The sequence below is a fragment of the Pseudomonas sp. HC1(2025) genome (assembly GCF_058742075.1).
Map to the genome: position 1 here is coordinate 2,844,482 of NZ_CP196017.1, position 15,684 is coordinate 2,860,165.

General features: G+C 59.7%; 18 protein-coding genes. 12 read left to right on the forward strand and 6 right to left on the reverse strand.

Annotated elements, in window-relative coordinates; all coding sequences use genetic code 11:
* Positions 1-251 precede the first annotated feature (251 nt).
* The 3 genes from ACSSVH_RS12850 (at position 252) to ACSSVH_RS12860 (ending at position 1,243) form a co-directional block, all read left to right on the forward strand.
* Complete coding sequence (locus ACSSVH_RS12850; protein WP_169951596.1) at positions 252-797, forward strand: hypothetical protein; 546 nt, start codon at positions 252-254, stop codon at positions 795-797.
* An 85-nt stretch (positions 798-882) separates the two neighbouring features.
* On the forward strand, positions 883-1,110 hold the full coding sequence (locus tag ACSSVH_RS12855) for a hypothetical protein (protein WP_172311370.1): 228 nt from the start codon (positions 883-885) through the stop codon (positions 1,108-1,110).
* Between the two features lie 4 nt (positions 1,111-1,114).
* Complete coding sequence (locus ACSSVH_RS12860) at positions 1,115-1,243, forward strand: hypothetical protein (RefSeq protein ID WP_262380996.1); 129 nt, start codon at positions 1,115-1,117, stop codon at positions 1,241-1,243.
* A gap of 13 nt (positions 1,244-1,256) precedes the next feature.
* Here the strand turns inward: ACSSVH_RS12860 and ACSSVH_RS12865 are convergent, their stop codons facing one another.
* Positions 1,257-1,700 carry an Lrp/AsnC family transcriptional regulator gene (locus ACSSVH_RS12865; protein WP_169951600.1) on the reverse strand — a complete coding sequence of 148 codons (444 nt, stop codon included), beginning with the start codon at positions 1,698-1,700 and terminating at the stop codon, positions 1,257-1,259.
* Positions 1,701-1,831: 131 nt separating this feature from the next.
* Between ACSSVH_RS12865 and ACSSVH_RS12870 the strand changes: the two genes are divergently transcribed.
* A complete protein-coding gene (locus ACSSVH_RS12870) occupies positions 1,832-2,740 on the forward strand; it encodes a DMT family transporter (RefSeq protein WP_492634658.1) in 909 nt (302 codons plus the stop codon).
* Between the two features lie 71 nt (positions 2,741-2,811).
* Here the strand turns inward: ACSSVH_RS12870 and ACSSVH_RS12875 are convergent, their stop codons facing one another.
* Together ACSSVH_RS12875 and ACSSVH_RS12880 are read right to left on the reverse strand one after the other, a co-directional pair.
* Positions 2,812-4,815 (reverse strand): peptidase U32 family protein, encoded by a 2,004-nt coding sequence (locus ACSSVH_RS12875; protein WP_492634659.1) that lies wholly within the window; start codon positions 4,813-4,815, stop codon positions 2,812-2,814.
* Positions 4,816-4,909: 94 nt separating this feature from the next.
* Positions 4,910-5,284: a RidA family protein gene (locus ACSSVH_RS12880; RefSeq protein ID WP_169951607.1), complete on the reverse strand. Its 375-nt coding sequence runs from the start codon at positions 5,282-5,284 to the stop codon at positions 4,910-4,912.
* A 230-nt stretch (positions 5,285-5,514) separates the two neighbouring features.
* On the opposite strand from ACSSVH_RS12880, the gene ACSSVH_RS12885 reads away from it, so the two are divergent.
* The 4 genes from ACSSVH_RS12885 (at position 5,515) to ACSSVH_RS12900 (ending at position 8,637) form a co-directional block, all read left to right on the forward strand.
* Positions 5,515-5,844 carry a lysozyme inhibitor LprI family protein gene (locus tag ACSSVH_RS12885; RefSeq protein WP_492634660.1) on the forward strand — a complete coding sequence of 110 codons (330 nt, stop codon included), beginning with the start codon at positions 5,515-5,517 and terminating at the stop codon, positions 5,842-5,844.
* A complete protein-coding gene (locus tag ACSSVH_RS12890; protein ID WP_492634661.1) occupies positions 5,841-6,458 on the forward strand; it encodes a dTMP kinase in 618 nt (205 codons plus the stop codon). The genes ACSSVH_RS12885 and ACSSVH_RS12890 overlap by 4 nt, the downstream gene beginning before the upstream one ends.
* A 257-nt stretch (positions 6,459-6,715) precedes the next feature.
* On the forward strand, positions 6,716-7,381 hold the full coding sequence (locus ACSSVH_RS12895; RefSeq protein WP_492634662.1) for a TIGR02466 family protein: 666 nt from the start codon (positions 6,716-6,718) through the stop codon (positions 7,379-7,381).
* A gap of 158 nt (positions 7,382-7,539) precedes the next feature.
* A complete protein-coding gene (locus tag ACSSVH_RS12900; protein WP_492634712.1) occupies positions 7,540-8,637 on the forward strand; it encodes an alkene reductase in 1,098 nt (365 codons plus the stop codon).
* Between the two features lie 46 nt (positions 8,638-8,683).
* Here the strand turns inward: ACSSVH_RS12900 and ACSSVH_RS12905 are convergent, their stop codons facing one another.
* The 3 genes from ACSSVH_RS12905 to ACSSVH_RS12915 form a co-directional block, all read right to left on the reverse strand.
* Positions 8,684-9,568 (reverse strand): LysR family transcriptional regulator, encoded by an 885-nt coding sequence (locus ACSSVH_RS12905; protein ID WP_492634663.1) that lies wholly within the window; start codon positions 9,566-9,568, stop codon positions 8,684-8,686.
* Between the two features lie 315 nt (positions 9,569-9,883).
* On the reverse strand, positions 9,884-10,318 hold the full coding sequence (locus ACSSVH_RS12910; protein ID WP_170041405.1) for a hypothetical protein: 435 nt from the start codon (positions 10,316-10,318) through the stop codon (positions 9,884-9,886).
* A gap of 154 nt (positions 10,319-10,472) precedes the next feature.
* The gene (locus tag ACSSVH_RS12915; RefSeq protein WP_172311406.1) at positions 10,473-11,252 is read right to left on the reverse strand and encodes a FadR/GntR family transcriptional regulator; all 780 of its coding nucleotides are present in this window, start codon (positions 11,250-11,252) and stop codon (positions 10,473-10,475) included.
* A gap of 164 nt (positions 11,253-11,416) precedes the next feature.
* On the opposite strand from ACSSVH_RS12915, the gene ACSSVH_RS12920 reads away from it, so the two are divergent.
* The 4 genes from ACSSVH_RS12920 to otnC are packed head-to-tail and all read left to right on the forward strand — an operon-like array spanning position 11,417 to position 15,665.
* Positions 11,417-12,727, forward strand: coding sequence for an MFS transporter (locus ACSSVH_RS12920; protein WP_492634664.1), 1,311 nt, complete (start codon positions 11,417-11,419; stop codon positions 12,725-12,727).
* Positions 12,728-12,742: 15 nt separating this feature from the next.
* Positions 12,743-13,717, forward strand: a complete 975-nt coding sequence (gene denD / locus ACSSVH_RS12925) for a D-erythronate dehydrogenase (protein ID WP_492634665.1) — start codon at positions 12,743-12,745, stop codon at positions 13,715-13,717.
* A 20-nt stretch (positions 13,718-13,737) separates the two neighbouring features.
* Positions 13,738-15,030, forward strand: a complete 1,293-nt coding sequence (otnK, locus tag ACSSVH_RS12930) for a 3-oxo-tetronate kinase (protein ID WP_492634666.1) — start codon at positions 13,738-13,740, stop codon at positions 15,028-15,030.
* The gene (otnC, locus tag ACSSVH_RS12935) at positions 15,027-15,665 is read left to right on the forward strand and encodes a 3-oxo-tetronate 4-phosphate decarboxylase (protein WP_492634667.1); all 639 of its coding nucleotides are present in this window, start codon (positions 15,027-15,029) and stop codon (positions 15,663-15,665) included. Before otnK ends, otnC begins: the two co-directional genes overlap by 4 nt.
* Positions 15,666-15,684: the final 19 nt, after the last annotated feature.

Consider the following 15,684-nt stretch of genomic DNA (forward strand, 5'->3'; position numbering starts at 1 on the left):
CTGAGTCGGGGGGTAACAGTTGCTCCTGTGTTCACCCTGGCAAGTAGGCAGTAGCAGGAGTAAAGCAATGGCTGTGCCGCAAGCGTGTTTATTGGGATTACACGATGTATCAGCCCGTTACAGGAGCGGCCTGGGCAAGCGTGGTGCGTGATAGGCGCAGCATTTGCTTCATAACGGTGCAGGCGATTGACCTGAACTTCGCGCACCGCCGGTTCTTCTAAGTGGATTACGCCCTCTGAGGAATATCGATTGTGCCCAGGATCATCTCCCCGCACAGCCCGGAATCGGCGCTGGCCGACCACACCGAACACAACGCGAAGATCTTCGGCTCGCCCAAGGACCGGTTGGATTTCTATCGTCGGGAAATCCAGTACGAAACCACCATCCTCGCCAACCGTACCGATGCCTACCTGACGGCGCAGTCGTTTTTGGTGATTGCCTTTGTGTCCTGCATGGGCAACCTCAACCCGGAGTGGGGCAAGCTGTTTACCCTGGTGGTGCCGCTGATGTTGTCGATGCTTGGCGTGTTCAGCTCGCTCAATGCCTGGCCGGGCATCCGGGCGGCCTACGACATCATTGACCACTGGCACTTCAAGCAGAGCGAACTGTTGCGCAGCGAGCCGGTGATGGGCCTGGCCTACGATGAGTCGCCGCTGTTCTGCGAGACCGAGTCGTCGCACAAAGGCTATCGCAAGTCATTGCTGTTTTCCGTGCGCACGCCGTGGTTGTTCACCGTGTTCTGGATGCTGCTGGCAGCGTTTGCGTTCTATATCCAGGTAGACAACCCGGGGGGGTGACCATTGATCAGCATGGCGCTTGCGCAATGAACTTCATCCCGCCGCGCGGCACCTTAACCTTACACCAACGAATAAAGAGGTTCCCATGAGCACTAATGACAGCCAAGACCTGCAAACCAGCGGCAGGAACGATCCAGCCATCGCTGACGATGCCCGCAAAGTGCCCACTCCAAGCAACGGGGCCACGGCTCCCAAGGACCCGCAACCCGCCACCGACAAGGTGGCCAGGGACAACGAGTACAGCCCGGACTTCAAGCCCGAACGCGAACCCAAGCCCAAGACCGACGCTGACATTGATACCCAGGGCGGCTAGGGCCATGCATACCCCAACCGAAGAGGAGCCGATCAATGACCCGGGCAATGAAGACCCCGGATCGTTGATGGATGATGCGCAGGTGCCGCTGGTTGATGGGGATGACGCCCCAGAAGAGGTCAGCTCCGATTGATCTATACCGCCTTCTACGCGCCATCCAAGGGCGGCAACCGACGCTTGACCGGGGTTTTCTTGACGATGGCGGTGTTGGTCTCGGCATAGCCGTTGAGCCGGTCAAGCAAGGTATCCAACTGGTCCATGGTGCGCACGTGCAGCCGTGCGATAAAACAGTCGTCGCCGGTGACTTTGTCGCACTCGGTAAACTGCGGTATTGCCTGGATCTGCCGCTCCACTTCCTGTAATTGGCCGGGCAGGGGGCGGATGCGCACGATGGCTTGCAGCAAATAGCCGAAGTGTTTGGGGTCGATATCCACCGTATAGCCCTTCAGAACACCGCGTTCCTCCAGACGTCGCAATCGCTCGCCAACGCTGGGCGAGGACAGGCCGGTAATCCCCGCCAGGGTCTTGAGCGTGCAGCGCGAGTCGTCCATCAGGGCGGCAATCAGTTGTTGGTCAATAACATCAATCATCCTGGGCTCCTTAACCAAATCTGCTATTTCACCTAATAAGAATAGGCGCTGACTACCTTTGGCCTTCTTCAGGCGCTGGAGCCTGATCGACGCAGATTGCCATAATTTAGCCTCATTCGAGGAGCTTAATCATGGACACATCCCTACGTCGCGGCTCATGGGAAATGGTCGGTGCCATGCTGATCTCCGGCACGATCGGCTGGTTCGTGCTGGTGTCTGGCGTGCCGGTCATTGAGGTGGTGTTCTGGCGTTGCGTCATTGGCGCCTTGACCCTGTTGCTGGTGTGCTGGCGCCTGGGGTATTTGCGCAGTACATGGCTGAGTTATTCAACACTCGGCTGGGCCATGTTGAGCGGCGTGGCCATCGTGGGTAACTGGCTGTTGCTGTTTGCGTCTTATGCCAAGGCGTCGATTGCCATCAGCACGGCGGTCTATAACGTTCAGCCATTTATGCTGGTGATCCTCGCGGCGCTGTTGCTTGGCGAGAAAATCACCGTACAGAAGCTGGCGTGGCTGAGCGTGTCATTCATGGGCATGTTGGCTATCGTCACCGCCCATGGCGAGCAGCAGGGCAGCGGTGATCAATACCTGTGGGGCGTGGCCCAGGCGCTGGGCGCGGCCCTTTTGTATGCCATCGCTGCACTGATCATCAAGCGCCTGAAGGCTGTGCCGCCCCATCTGCTGGCGCTGATTCAAGTGAGTACCGGTGCAGTGCTGTTGGTGCCGCTGGTTTCGTGGCACAGCCTTTGGGCGCCGGTTGATGCCTGGGCGGCGCTGTTGACACTGGGGGTGGTGCACACCGGCCTGATGTATGTGCTGCTGTATGGTGCGATTCAAAAGCTGCCGACGGCATTGACCGGGGCGCTGTCGTTCATCTACCCGATTGCGGCGATCCTGGTTGACTGGATGGCCTACGGGCATCGTCTGGGCTGGGCACAGTGGCTGGGGGTTGCGGCGATATTGCTAGCGGCGGCGGGATTGCAGCGAGGCTGGTGGTGGCGTGCTGAACACGATCTGCCGCCATCCAGGCGCCCCTTGTAGGAGCCGGCTTGCCGGCGATGGCGATCTGGAGGGCGCTATCGCCGGCAAGCCGGCTCCTACAAGGGCGTGGGTCAGTGCGGTGCGCGGGGAATGGTCTTGAGCAGGTCCGCCGGGCTGATATGCCCCACGACCTGCTGCTGCACACCGCTGCCCGGCAACGGCAGGTCGAGGATATGGCCCTTGATCTTGCCCACCACGTGCATTTCACAAGGTTTGCAGTCGAATTTCAGGGTCAGTACTTCGTCGCCATGAATCAGCTGCATCGGCGCGACCTTGGTCCGTACGCCGGTCACGCCCTTGGCCTGCTTGGGGCACAGGTTGAAGGAGAAACGCAGGCAGTGCTTGGTGATCATCACCGGCACTTCACCGGTTTCTTCGTGGGCCTCGTAGGCTGCGTCGATCAACTTCACGCCGTGGCGGTGATAGAAATCGCGGGCCTTCTGGTTGTAGACGTTGGCCAGGAACGACAGGTGCGATTCCGGGTACACCGGCGGCGGCGTGGTTTCGGCTTTGCGGCCACCACGGGGGTGGGCCTCGACACGGGCCAAGGTCAGCGCTTCGATCACATCGCGGCGCAAGGCCTTGAGTTGCGAGTTGGGAATGAAGTACGCCTGCGGCGCATCCAGCTCGATCGCCGTGGCGTGATACTGGGTGGTGCCCAGTTGGCCAAGCAGGTCGCGCAGGGTGTCCAGTGCCTGTTCCGGCTTGTTGGCCACGCCGAACGGGCCGGGCAGGGTGGTGCTGGCGCTCACGCCTTCTTCACTGGTGGCGGTCAGTTGCAGTTGGTCTTCGCGCAGGCACGCCTGCCAGGACACGCCAATCCGGCGCTCGGCCGAGGTCTTGAGCAACGCTTGCTGCCAGTTATGGTCGAGGTTGCGGTTGAGCGGGTGATTCGGTCGTAGTTGATGCAGGCCCGCCGGCATTTCGTTGGGCTCGACACGGTAGCGGTAGCGCTTTTCGCCGTCTTCTTCGAACTCGCCTTTAGGCTCGGCGATATTGGCGCGAAAACCTACGACTTCGCGCTTGATCAGCACGTTCAGGCCGTCACCGTTGGACAGCGGCTCGTGGGTGATTACCTGCAAGTCGCGTTTGCCGGCTTTTTCCACCACACCTACCGGCAAGCCGGTAAAGGTCGGGGTGTCGAAGGCGCCGATATCGATCTTGCGGTCGCTGACGAAGTAGTCGGTGCTGCCGCGGTGGAAGGTCTTTTCCGGGTCTGGCAGGAAGAAATGCGCGGTGCGGCCGCTGGAGGCGCGGGCCAGGTCCGGGCGGTCTTCGAGGATTTCGTCCAGGCGCTGGCGGTAATAGGCGGTGATGTTCTTCACATAGCCCATGTCTTTGTAGCGGCCCTCGATCTTGAACGAGCGCACGCCGGCATCCACCAGGGCGCGCAGGTTGGCGCTCTGGTTGTTGTCTTTCATCGACAACAGGTGTTTTTCAAAGGCGACGACGCGGCCCTGGTCATCCTTGAGGGTGTAGGGCAGGCGGCAGGCCTGGGAGCAGTCGCCACGGTTGGCGCTGCGGCCGTTTTGCGCGTGGGAAATATTGCACTGCCCGGAGAACGCCACGCACAACGCGCCGTGGATGAAGAACTCGATGGCGGCATCGGTTTCATCGGCAATCGCACGGATTTCCTGAAGGTTCAGCTCGCGGGCCAGCACCAGTTGGGAAAACCCGGCCTGGTCGAGGAACTTGGCCCGGTTCAGGGTGCGGATGTCGGTCTGGGTGCTGGCATGCAGCTCGATGGGCGGGATATCCAGCTCCATCACGCCCAGGTCCTGGACGATCAACGCATCAACCCCGGCATCGTACAACTGGTGGATCAGCTTGCGCGCTGGCTCCAGTTCGTCGTCATGCAGGATGGTGTTGATGGTGGTGAACACGCGGGCGTGGTAACGACGGGCGAACTCCACCAGTTGGGCGATCTCGCTCACGTCGTTGCAGGCGTTGTGGCGCGCACCGAAGCTCGGGCCGCCGATATACACAGCGTCGGCGCCGTGCAGGATAGCCTCGCGCGCGATGGCGACATCGCGGGCAGGGCTGAGCAATTCCAGATGATGCTTGGGCAAGGACATAGTTTTTTTAGTCAGGCTTGTCACGGTTGAGGTACGCATTGTAGCCGTGAATCGCCTGACCGGCACCCGCTGGATGCCCAATAACCTGCCGGGCTCAGCCCTTGGCGGCCATCGCCGTGACTTCCACGCGCATGCCTTCGACCGCCAATGCGGCCACGCCAACAGCCGCACGCACCGGCCAGGGTTTGCCGAAGAAGCGCTTGTACACCTCGTTGAATGCGGCGCGGTCGGCCATGTCAGTGAGGTAGATGGTCAAGTGCATGACCCGGTCCATGGAACTACCTGCACGTTCAAGGGCGACCTTGAGGGCTTGCAAGGTGCATTCACTTTGCACGGTGATATCGCCCAGTTCCAGGCTGCCATCGGCACGCACGGGGATTTGGGTGGAAACCAGGATGCCGTTGAAGCCGATCACGTCGGATGAGATGGAATCGGGGTCGAGGTCGGGGGTGTAGTCTAGGTGGCTCATGGGGGCTCTTTTATTCAAGAAGTGGATCAGGCCGGCAGTTTACCTGGGGGCAACGTGTGCCACAGCTGATTTGAGAGTTAGATGATGTCGAAAGCGGCTGGCTAAAATGCCACTATTGCGCACAAGTACTTTGCTGGCCTGGACATTGGAGCTTTAAAGGCATGAAGGTTAAACATTATCCATCAAGGCTTATCCTGGTAGGCGAACCAAATACCGTTAGGAACCCCCTCATGCATTTATTTATCCGAGCGGCGCTGTTGCCAGTGGCCATTTTTGTCCTCGACGCACACGCCCAGACGGGGCCTTCGTTCAAGTGCAGCGCGAACTTGAGCAGCTCAATAGAGACGCTGATCTGCGCCAGCGAAGCGCTTGGCGCCCTTGATCGCCAAATGGCGAGCACCTACAGCGCCGCGCTGAAAAAGGCCGGTAGCCAGGCCAAGATGCTCAAGGCCGAACAACGTGGCTGGATCAAGGGCCGCAACGACTGCTGGAAGGCTGACGACAAACAGGCCTGCGTGCGCGACAGTTACAAGCAGCGGTTGGTTGAACTGCAGCAATGAATCGTCTGCTGTTTGTTTCTCTGGATGGGCCCAAGGGCACCGGCAAAACCACACTGTTGGAAGCCGTTACCAAAGCACTAAGGGCGGACAACAAAAAGGTCATCCGACTGTGCGAGAAAAAAAGCGATCCCTTTAGACGGGAAACAATGGCCCTCGTTAACACGCTGGTCAGAAATCCCTCGCGGGACCTGGAGTGGGAGATTTGTGAACGCCTCGCGGACAGCCGTGCGTGGATTTCTCAACACGTCCTGGCTAAACAGCTACCCGGTAGCATTGTGTTGATTGATCGCTGGTACCCATCCGATGCAGCGTTTCGCCGCATAGTGCCGTTTGCAGAGATTCTGCAATTGAACATTGACCGAAACGTGCAAGTACCGGACTTGCATGTGGGGATTGTCACCGCACCTGGGGTTTCATGGGCGAGGGCTGCGGCGCGACGGCGTGGGCTGAGCAGCACGGTGATCCATAGGTTGGAAGAACATGTGGCGTGTACCGAGGCGTTCGAGCGAGCGGTTGCGAATCACGGTTGGGTTTTATGTCGGAATGAAGGATCGATCGAGGACGCAACAAGGCAGGTGGTTGCTGAGATCTATAGAGTACTTAGTGTCTCGTGATTACTTTGGAAGTATAGGTTTACCGTATCCAGAGTATTTTGTGGTGTTTGCCGGGTTAACACGGGAGACGGTCTTGTTTCTGTTGATAATTACCTGCGAACTTCGCGCGATTGAGGCGTGATCGTTAGCCGCGGGATGAAAGCTGATCAACTTATGTAGTTTGACTGAAGTCCATAAATTTTTAACAAAGGTTTACATATGTGCTTTAGTTCGTCAGGTAAGGTCTGCTGCAATTAACGCAACTTGGTCGACGCTCAATGCACTCCAGCAATAACCCGGTAAACCCTGAGCTGATAAACATCAGGCGACTGTTTGCAACTCCCCTGGCCTGTCTCCAGTACCCCGATGCAGAAGAACTCAATGCAGAGCTCAAAACCCTGATCACCTGTCGCATGACGAGCGATCAGGGCGGCACGCAGCGTAGTAACGACGGCGGCTGGCAGTCGGCCAGCGACTTCCCGGAATGGGGCGGGCAGGCCTGCGATACGTTGGTCGGCTTTGCCAAGGAGTTCGCCACTCAACTGACGGCGGTGCATAGCGAGCAGTACGGCTTAACTGAACCGAGTTTTGCATGGAAACTCAATGCCTGGGTAAACGTTAACCAGGCGGGCCACAGCAATGCGTTGCATGGCCACCCGGGGGCATTTTGGTCGGGGGTTTATTGGGTGGATGCGGGCGGGCGAGAGGAGGATCCGGCTGTTGGCGGTGACCTGGAGTTTATCGACCCACGCGGTATGGTTGCATCGACCTACAATCCTGCGTTGCGCATGAGAGTGGAAGATTGTCTTACCGCCGGTTTTAGTACGACTTATGCCGCTACCAGCGGAACGTTCATTATGTTCCCGTCGTGGCTGATGCATTCCGTAAGACGTTTTGAAGGGACGCGTCCGCGCATTTCTATTGCCTTTAATTTTGGCGCTTGAGTTACCCACCTTCTTTTGATCATGCTGGCTTTGCGTCTGCCTACCATCGCATTATCCGGATTCACCGGAATATATTTCCCGAACTGAGTCGATTATCAAGAAATCCCCTCATAGATATTCTGTGGTCATTGGCACCACCGACTATCTACGAGGAGACACTGATGTCCACACTTTTTACCCCTGGCGTTGTTGGCCAGCTGCACACCCCCAACCGTGTAGTCATGGCGCCCATGACTCGCTCGCGCAGCACCCAGCCTGGCGATGTGCCGAACGCCATGAACGCGGTGTATTACGCACAACGGGCGTCGGCCGCGTTCATTGTTACTGAAGCCACGCAGATCTCGCCCCAGGGCAAGGGCTATTCATTCACCCCAGGTATTTACAGTGACGAACAGGTCACCGGCTGGCGCCTGGTGACCGATGCGGTGCATGCCGCTGGCGGGCGAATTTTCCTGCAGTTGTGGCATGTAGGGCGTATGTCGCACCCTGATTTCCACAATGGCCAATTGCCGGTCGCGCCGTCTGCAATTGCGTTTGACGGCAGCATCTGGAAAGTGGACGCCGAATCGGGTGTCGGCAGCATGGCCCCGTGCCCGACACCACGGGCGCTGGAGCGTAACGAAATCCACGCCATCGTCGACGATTATCGTAAGGCTGCGCGTAATGCCATGACCGCGGGTTTCGACGGTGTCGAAGTGCATGGGGCCAACGGCTACCTGATCGACCAGTTCCTACGTACCACGTCTAATATTCGTACAGATGAGTACGGCGGATCGCGCGAGAACCGCCTGCGCTTTCTCAAGGAAGTCATGGATGCAGTGATTGATGAAGTGGGAGCCGCCCGTACGGCGATCCGCGTTGCGCCGTTTCTTACGGCACGTGGCATGGCGTGCCCGGACATTCTGCCCACCTTGTTGGAAGCAACCAGCTATTTGCAAGGCAAGGGCATTGCCTACCTGCACCTGGTCGAAGCGGACTGGGATGATGCCCCCAAGTTTCCCGAGGACTTCCGCCAAGCCGTGCGCGAGCGCTTTCGCAATGCGATTGTGGTGGCCGGTAAGTACGACCTGGAACTCGCAGAATGGGTCCTGGAAAAAGGCTACGCAGATTATGTTGCCTTCGGACGCAAGTTTGTCGCCAATCCGGATCTGCCTCTGCGGTTGGAGAAGGGGTACCCGTTAGCGGGTCTCGAAGGTGCCGAGCTATTTGGCGGTACTGAACGTGGCTACTCGGATTTTTCCGCCTGGGCTCAGTAGGGCGCAAGCTCTCAGGTCAGCTCTGAAACATCTCCTTGGAGCGCGCTCAAGTTGCCAGTTTCAAGGAGATTTCGTCCATCAGCAGTTTGACCCGGCGCGGCACTACGTGGCCGGAAGGGTAGACAATCTGCAAGTCCACGCCCGGCAGAGAGTAGCTCTCCAGCACCTCGACCAGTCGGCCTGCGTCCAAGTCATCACGCACATCGATGTATGACTTGATACAGATGCCGTGACCGGCCAGGCACCACTGGCGCACTTGATCACCGTCATTGGCAATACGCCTGCCCGACACCAGCACCTTGAACGTACGGCCATCGGCGCGGAACTGCCATTCACGGTGGATGCTGCTGCCAAAGCGCATCAGGATGCACTGCTGTTGCGCCAGGTCCGATGGGTGTTGGGGCGTGCCGTGGGCCGTGAGATAAGCGGGGGATGCACACACGACCCTACGGCCCTCGCTGAGCTTTCTGACGCGCAGGGTGCTGTCGGACAGGGCGCCATATCGAATGGCGAAATCAATCCCTTGCCCCGCGAGATCCAGGTAGCCATCGGTCAGGTTCAGGTCGAGGCTGACGTTGGGATGCTCCTGCAGAAAGTCATCAAGGATCGGCACGATGCGGTTGCGGCCCAGGTCGACGGGGACGCTCAGGCGTATCAGGCCCGAGATCCGTTCGGTGCCCAGTTTGATATTGCTCTCGATGTCTTCAGCTTCGGCGAGCAGGCGCCGGGCGCCGTCCATCAGCATCCGTCCTTCGTCCGTCAGGCTGATCGAACGTGTCGTACGGGTCAGCAGGGTTGCGCCGTAGTGCCTTTCCAGAGCCCCGAGCCGTTCCGACACAGACGTGGGCGAAAGTCCGACCTCGCGGCCTGCCGCCGACAATCCGCCTTTCTCGACAATCAATAAAAACAGCGCGAGGTTCTCGAAGAGCATTATCCGGATTTCCCTGAATATGATTGTGCTTTTGAATAGATTCTACGCCTTGGGCTTCAAGGATATCGTTTCTGCATTCACTCTTGAGGAACGACATCGTGCATATCGATCACGTCACCCTACGAACCCGCGACTCGAGCGAAACATCCTTCATTTAACATAATATACATTATGCGAACTATCCTATGCGGAGCTGAGGGGCTCTGGGAGGCTGCTTTTCACTAAGCGACCTAGAACCTCTGCGTGCCAGATTCAAAAGCAGCCTCCGTCGCCGGCGCTGACCTGCCTTCGTTTGAGTCTTGAGCCATCTGACGTTTACGGCGAGTCAGCACACCGTTCACCAACACTGTGATGAAATCGATATCGTTGCCCGTCGTAACGCAGTACTGGGAAACAAGAGCCCGGGCCGCCGACCTTGACATCAGGCCAACCATTACTGCCTTTGCTAGCGAGAAACTCAGCGGCGCCGCTTTCTTTGAGCATGAGTTTCCAGTGGCCGTCAGACTGCTGACTGACTAGATAAAATCCAGTACCCGCTTGCCCATAACAGTAAGTGCTGCCTTCGGTAATCAACGCATCCGGCCGGCCGTCACCATTCAGGTCCTCAACCAATTCCATGGTTACCGGCGTGTAGCTACCTGTTGTCTCGATTTCGCACTCCGACGTCTCTTGGTTAAATCCAGCAGCGCGGAATGCTTTTAACTGCTCGCTACGCGGTAGTTCATCCGCCAGCGCCGTAGCACTGATCACGAAACATGCCACCCACAGACCTGACGTAAGCCTTCCCCGCATATAGTTCGTCCCTATATGATGCCAAACGTTTAGCTATGCTCTTGAGTATAACTAAACTAAATAACTGTTTAGTTTAGTTATAATAATCCACTCACACTCCCAAGCTAAAATGCTAACCCTTCCTCGCCCCCGGACTCTGCCAAAACGCAGGATCAGCACTCTTGAGCCGCTCCACCGCATTATTGATATGCTCCAGCGCCGCCTGGCGCGCGGCTTGCGGGTCGCGTGCGGCAATGGCGGCGTACACCGCAAAGTGCTCGGCCCGGACGGTCTTGGCCAGGTCGCGGCGGCGCTCTTCGTTGGAGCGGGTGATGCGGATCGCTTCTTTGATGAACTGCGCGATGAATTCGTGCAATGACGGATACAGCGGATTGCCGGTCGCCTTGGAAATGGAGTGATGGAACGCCAAGTCCTCCTCAACCCCGTCGCGACTCCCCTGCTCGGCCGTATCAATGGCCTTCAGCGCCTGGTGGATCGCTTCCAGTTGCGCCGGTGAGTGCCGTTGCGCCGCCAGTGCCGCCGCTTCACCTTCGATGCCACGGCGTAGTTCGGTGACGCGCAACACCGCCTCGATTGACCCGCCCACATCCAGGTCAATGGTGAACGCCTTGATGTGCGCACCTTCGCTGACCACCGTGCCGCTGCCCTGGCGCACCTCCACCAGGCCGGCTGACTTGAGGCGTGAAATGGCCTCACGGATAACCGTCCGGCTCACGCCGAAGCGCTCGGCGAGTACGGGCTCGGTGGGCAGGCGATCGCCCGGCAGTGCTTCGCCGTTGGCGATGTAGGCCTTGAGGGCCGCCGTCACCTGGTCGGACAGTGTGCCCTTGGCGGCGTCCTTGAGGATGCCCAGCGCATCGGCACTACAGGAAGACTTGTCAGCAGTGGGCATAGAAAGCTCTGGCTCAAATCTGTGAAAGGTACTGCATTTTAGACCCGGCGTCCCCTGGGGATTTAGTCGTTGAATTCGTATGACGTATTATGATAAAAACGCCCCATCATGTAATCCGACACACACAACGCCACCCACTATAAAAATAAGGATGGGGGAAACACATGACTGAGTCAGTGATTCAAACCAGTACTGCCGTACCCGCAGATCGCTTCGAGAACCTGGCGTATCGCAAAGTGGCGTGGCGGATCATGCCGCTGTTGCTGCTGTGCTATCTGGTCGCCTACCTGGACCGGGTGAACGTCGGTTTCGCCAAGTTGCAGATGTCTGACGATTTGCAGTTTTCCGAAGCCGTCTACGGCCTCGGTGCAGGGATCTTCTTCATTGCCTACTTCCTCGTCGAGGTGCCCAGCAACCTGATCCTGCATCGCGTCGGCGCGCGGTTGTGGATCGCCCGCATCATGATCACCTGGGGCATCATCTCCTCGGCCATGGCCCTGGTGACCACGCCGACATCCTTCTACATCATGCGTTTCCTGCTGGGGATTGCCGAGGCCGGGTTCTATCCGGGTGTCATCCTGTATCTGTCCTATTGGTTCCCGACCCACCGCCGCGGCAAAATGTATGCCCTGTTTGCCACCGCTGTGCCGCTGTCCGGGCTGATTGGCGCGCCGCTGTCCGGCTGGATCATGAGCGCGTTCAACGGTATGCATGGATATGCCGGCTGGCAATGGCTGTTCTTCCTTGAAGGGCTGCCCTCGATTGCCGTCGGTTTCCTCGTGGTGTTCTGCCTCAGCGACCGGATCTCCAGCGCCGGCTGGCTCACCCGCGAAGAAAAAACCCTGCTGCAGGCACGCATTGACGCCGAAGCCGTCGGCCACCAGAAACAAAGCCTTAAAGAGGTGTTCCTGCAACCGCGTATCTGGCTGTTGACGGCCATCTACTTCTGCATGATCGCCGGGTTCTACACCGTCGGTTTCTGGTTGCCGACCCTTATCCGCCAGGCCGGCGTCAGCGATGTGTTTGAGGTGGGCATGCTCACCGCCATCCCGTACGCCGCCGCGGCAGTCACCATGATCGTGGTTTCACGCAGTGCCGACCGGCTGCGCGAACGGCGCTGGCACCTGGCGCTGACCGCCGTGCTCGGGGGTATCGGCCTGTTCATCTCCGCCACCTGGAGCGACAACTTCACCGTGTCGATGATCGGCCTGACCCTGGGCTCGATGGGGGCCATGAGCACCCTGCCCTTGTTCTGGAGCCTGCCGACAGCCTTCCTCGGCGGCACGGCTGCCGCTGCTGGTATTGCGCTGATCAACTCCTGGGGCAACCTGGCGGGCTTTGTCTCGCCGTACCTGATGGGCTTCCTCAAGGACCTGACCCACAGCACCACAATCGGCATGTACGTGATGGCGAGCGCCCTGTTCCTCGGCGCCCTGCTGGTCTTCAGAATTCCCGGAAAACTCGTCAACCGCTGACGTTTGGAGTAACTCATGAATATTCTCGTGACCGGTGCAGCCGGCTTCCTCGGCCGGCGCCTGATCGAAGCGCTGCTGCTGCGTGGTTCGCTCACCGACCGCACTGGCCAGTCGCGGCCCATCGGGCAGATCCTCGCCTTCGACATGGTCGAACTCACAGGGATCGCTGATCCCCGGGTCAAAGTGGTGTGTGGCGATATCGCCAACGCGCAAGTGCTGGAAAGCCTGATCGATGCCAACACAGACAGCATCTTCCATCTGGCTGCGGTGGTTTCCAGTCAGGCCGAAGGCGACTTTGAATTGGGCATGCGCATCAACTTCAGCGCAACCCAGAACATGCTGGAGCGCGTGCGCCAGCTCGGTACGTGCCCCAAATGGGTGATGACCAGCTCTGTCGCGGTGTTCGGCGGACAGTTGCCGGAACAGGTGCCGGATAATCAGGTCTGGGCGCCGCAAAGCTCCTACGGCACGCAAAAAGCCATGAACGACTTGCTGCTCGCCGACTACAGCCGGCGCGCCTTCGTCGATGGTCGCAGCCTGCGCATGCCGACCATCGTGGTGCGCCCAGGCAAACCCAACCTGGCGGCCTCCAGCTTCGCCAGCGGGATTATCCGCGAGCCGCTCAACGGCCAACCCAGCGTGTGTCCGGTACCACTCGACACCCGCCTGTGGCTGATGTCGCCGGCACAGGCCATTGGCAACCTGATTCATGGCCATGAACTGGGTGGCGAGCAACTGGTCCAGGGCCGGGTGATCAACATGCCGGGCCTGTCGATCACCGTTGAGCGCATGATCGATGCCCTGCGCCAGATCGCCGGTGCGCAAGTGGCCGAACGGATTCGCATGGAGCCCAACCAGGCGATCGAGCGCATCGTCGGCTCCTGGCCCGGCGCCTTTTGCGCCACCTATTCCCGGGACCTGGGCTTTACCGCAGACGAGCATTTCACTGATGTGATCGAGCAATTCATCCATGAATACCAGCCCGGCTAAACCCGATTGAGGAGCGCACCATGTTGAACGCCCCTGCCCGGCCGCTGCTGGGCTGCATTGCCGACGATTTCACCGGAGCCACGGACCTGGCCAACATGCTGGTGCGCGGCGGCATGCGTACTGTGCAGAGCATCGGCATACCCGCTGCCGATGTTGCCAGCCAGCTCGACGCCGATGCAATCGTCATTGCCCTCAAGTCACGCACGGTGCCGGCCGCCGATGCCGTCGCCCAGTCCCTCGAAGCGCTGCACTGGCTGCGCGAGCGTGGCTGCGAGCAGATATTTTTCAAATACTGCTCGACCTTCGACTCCACGGCGGCCGGCAATATCGGCCAGGTCAGCGACGCCTTGCTGGACGCGCTGGGTAGCGATTTTACCCTCGCCTGCCCGGCGTTCCCGGAAAACGGGCGCACGGTGTTTCGCGGGCACTTGTTTGTGCAAGACCAATTGCTCAGCGAGTCGGGCATGCAGCATCACCCGCTGACGCCAATGACTGACGCCAACCTGGTTCGCGTGTTACAGGCGCAGACCCAAGGCAAGGTCGGCCTGTTGCGCTATGACAGCGTGGCCGGCGGCGTCGAGAGCATCCGCGCGCGCATCGCTCAGTTGCGCGCCGACGGGGTCAGCATGGCTGTCGCCGATGCCCTGTGCGATACCGATCTCTATCTGCTGGGCGAGGCTTGTGCGCAGTTGCCGCTGCTCACTGGCGGTTCCGGGTTGGCCCTGGGCTTGCCGGGCAACTTTCGGCGTGCCGGCAAATTGCGCGCGCTGGACGCTACACAAGTGCCCGCCGTCAAAGGCGCTGAGGTGGTGCTTGCGGGCAGCGCTTCCCAGGCCACCAGGGGGCAGGTCGCGAATTGGTTGCAGGCAGGTCGCCCGGCCTTGCGTATTGACCCGCTGGCATTGGCGGCGGGAAAACCGGTGGTCGAGGAGGCGCTGGCCTTCGCCGCCGACCATGCGCAAACTGTGCTGATCTACGCCACCAACACGGCCGATGAGGTCAAGGCGGTCCAGCGCGAATTAGGCGCCGAGCGTGCGGGGCACCTGGTGGAGCAAGCCATGGGGCGGATCGCCAGCGGGCTGCGCGAGGCCGGTGTGCGGCGCTTTGTGGTTGCCGGCGGGGAAACCTCGGGCGCCGTGGTCCAGGCGCTGAATATCCAGCTATTGCAGATCGGCGCGCAAATCGACCCAGGGGTGCCCGCCTGCGTCAGCATGCCCGGGGAACCCCTGGCACTGGCGCTCAAGTCGGGTAACTTCGGCGGTGTGGATTTCTTCGACAAGGCCCTCAAGCAACTGGCAGGAGTTCGGACATGAGCAACGAAAATACCCTGCGTGAAGAGATCTGTGACGTCGGCGCTTCGTTGTACACCCGTGGCTACACGGTGGGCAGCGCCGGCAATATCAGCGCGCGCCTGGAGGACGGCTGGTTGATCACGCCCACGGACGCATGCCTGGGGCGTCTCGACCCGGCGGCGATTGCCAAGGTCAACCTGGCCGGGGAATGGGTCAGCGGCGACAAACCGTCCAAGACCCTGGCCCTGCACCGTCAGGTCTACGATCGCAACCCAGGGGTGGGCGGTGTGGTCCACACCCACTCGACCCATCTGGTGGCGTTGACGCTGTCCGGGGTCTGGCAGGAGGATACAATCCTGCCGCCGTTGACCCCTTACCAAGTGATGAAAGTCGGGCGCATCCCGCAGATCGCCTATGAGCGCCCCGGCTCTCCCAAGGTGGCCGAGCGGGTGGCGCAGCTGGCCAACCGTGTGCGCGGGGTGATGCTTGAGCGCCTCGGGCCGGTGATCTGGGAAAGCTCGGTGTCCAAAGCCAGCTATGCCCTGGAAGAATTGGAAGAAACCGCACGCCTGTGGCTGATGACCGATCCGCGCCCCGCTCCCCTGCCCCAGTCGGCACTGGATGAGTTGCACGCGGCCTTTGGTGTTCAGTGGTAACACCGGCCATACGATTGAT

Excerpts from the sequence above, each read along its gene's own strand:
- ACSSVH_RS12855 (WP_172311370.1), top strand. The coding sequence starts at position 883 with ATGAGCACTAATGACAGCCAAGACCTGCAAACCAGCGGCAGGAACGAT.
- ACSSVH_RS12860 (WP_262380996.1), top strand. The coding sequence starts at position 1,115 with ATGCATACCCCAACCGAAGAGGAGCCGATCAATGACCCGGGCAATGAA.
- ACSSVH_RS12865 (WP_169951600.1), bottom strand. The coding sequence starts at position 1,700 with ATGATTGATGTTATTGACCAACAACTGATTGCCGCCCTGATGGACGAC.
- ACSSVH_RS12870 (WP_492634658.1), top strand. The coding sequence starts at position 1,832 with ATGGACACATCCCTACGTCGCGGCTCATGGGAAATGGTCGGTGCCATG.
- ACSSVH_RS12875 (WP_492634659.1), bottom strand. The coding sequence starts at position 4,815 with ATGTCCTTGCCCAAGCATCATCTGGAATTGCTCAGCCCTGCCCGCGAT.
- ACSSVH_RS12880 (WP_169951607.1), bottom strand. The coding sequence starts at position 5,284 with ATGAGCCACCTAGACTACACCCCCGACCTCGACCCCGATTCCATCTCA.
- ACSSVH_RS12885 (WP_492634660.1), top strand. The coding sequence starts at position 5,515 with ATGCATTTATTTATCCGAGCGGCGCTGTTGCCAGTGGCCATTTTTGTC.
- ACSSVH_RS12890 (WP_492634661.1), top strand. The coding sequence starts at position 5,841 with ATGAATCGTCTGCTGTTTGTTTCTCTGGATGGGCCCAAGGGCACCGGC.
- ACSSVH_RS12895 (WP_492634662.1), top strand. The coding sequence starts at position 6,716 with ATGCACTCCAGCAATAACCCGGTAAACCCTGAGCTGATAAACATCAGG.
- ACSSVH_RS12905 (WP_492634663.1), bottom strand. The coding sequence starts at position 9,568 with ATGCTCTTCGAGAACCTCGCGCTGTTTTTATTGATTGTCGAGAAAGGC.
- ACSSVH_RS12915 (WP_172311406.1), bottom strand. The coding sequence starts at position 11,252 with ATGCCCACTGCTGACAAGTCTTCCTGTAGTGCCGATGCGCTGGGCATC.
- ACSSVH_RS12920 (WP_492634664.1), top strand. The coding sequence starts at position 11,417 with ATGACTGAGTCAGTGATTCAAACCAGTACTGCCGTACCCGCAGATCGC.
- denD (WP_492634665.1), top strand. The coding sequence starts at position 12,743 with ATGAATATTCTCGTGACCGGTGCAGCCGGCTTCCTCGGCCGGCGCCTG.
- otnK (WP_492634666.1), top strand. The coding sequence starts at position 13,738 with ATGTTGAACGCCCCTGCCCGGCCGCTGCTGGGCTGCATTGCCGACGAT.
- otnC (WP_492634667.1), top strand. The coding sequence starts at position 15,027 with ATGAGCAACGAAAATACCCTGCGTGAAGAGATCTGTGACGTCGGCGCT.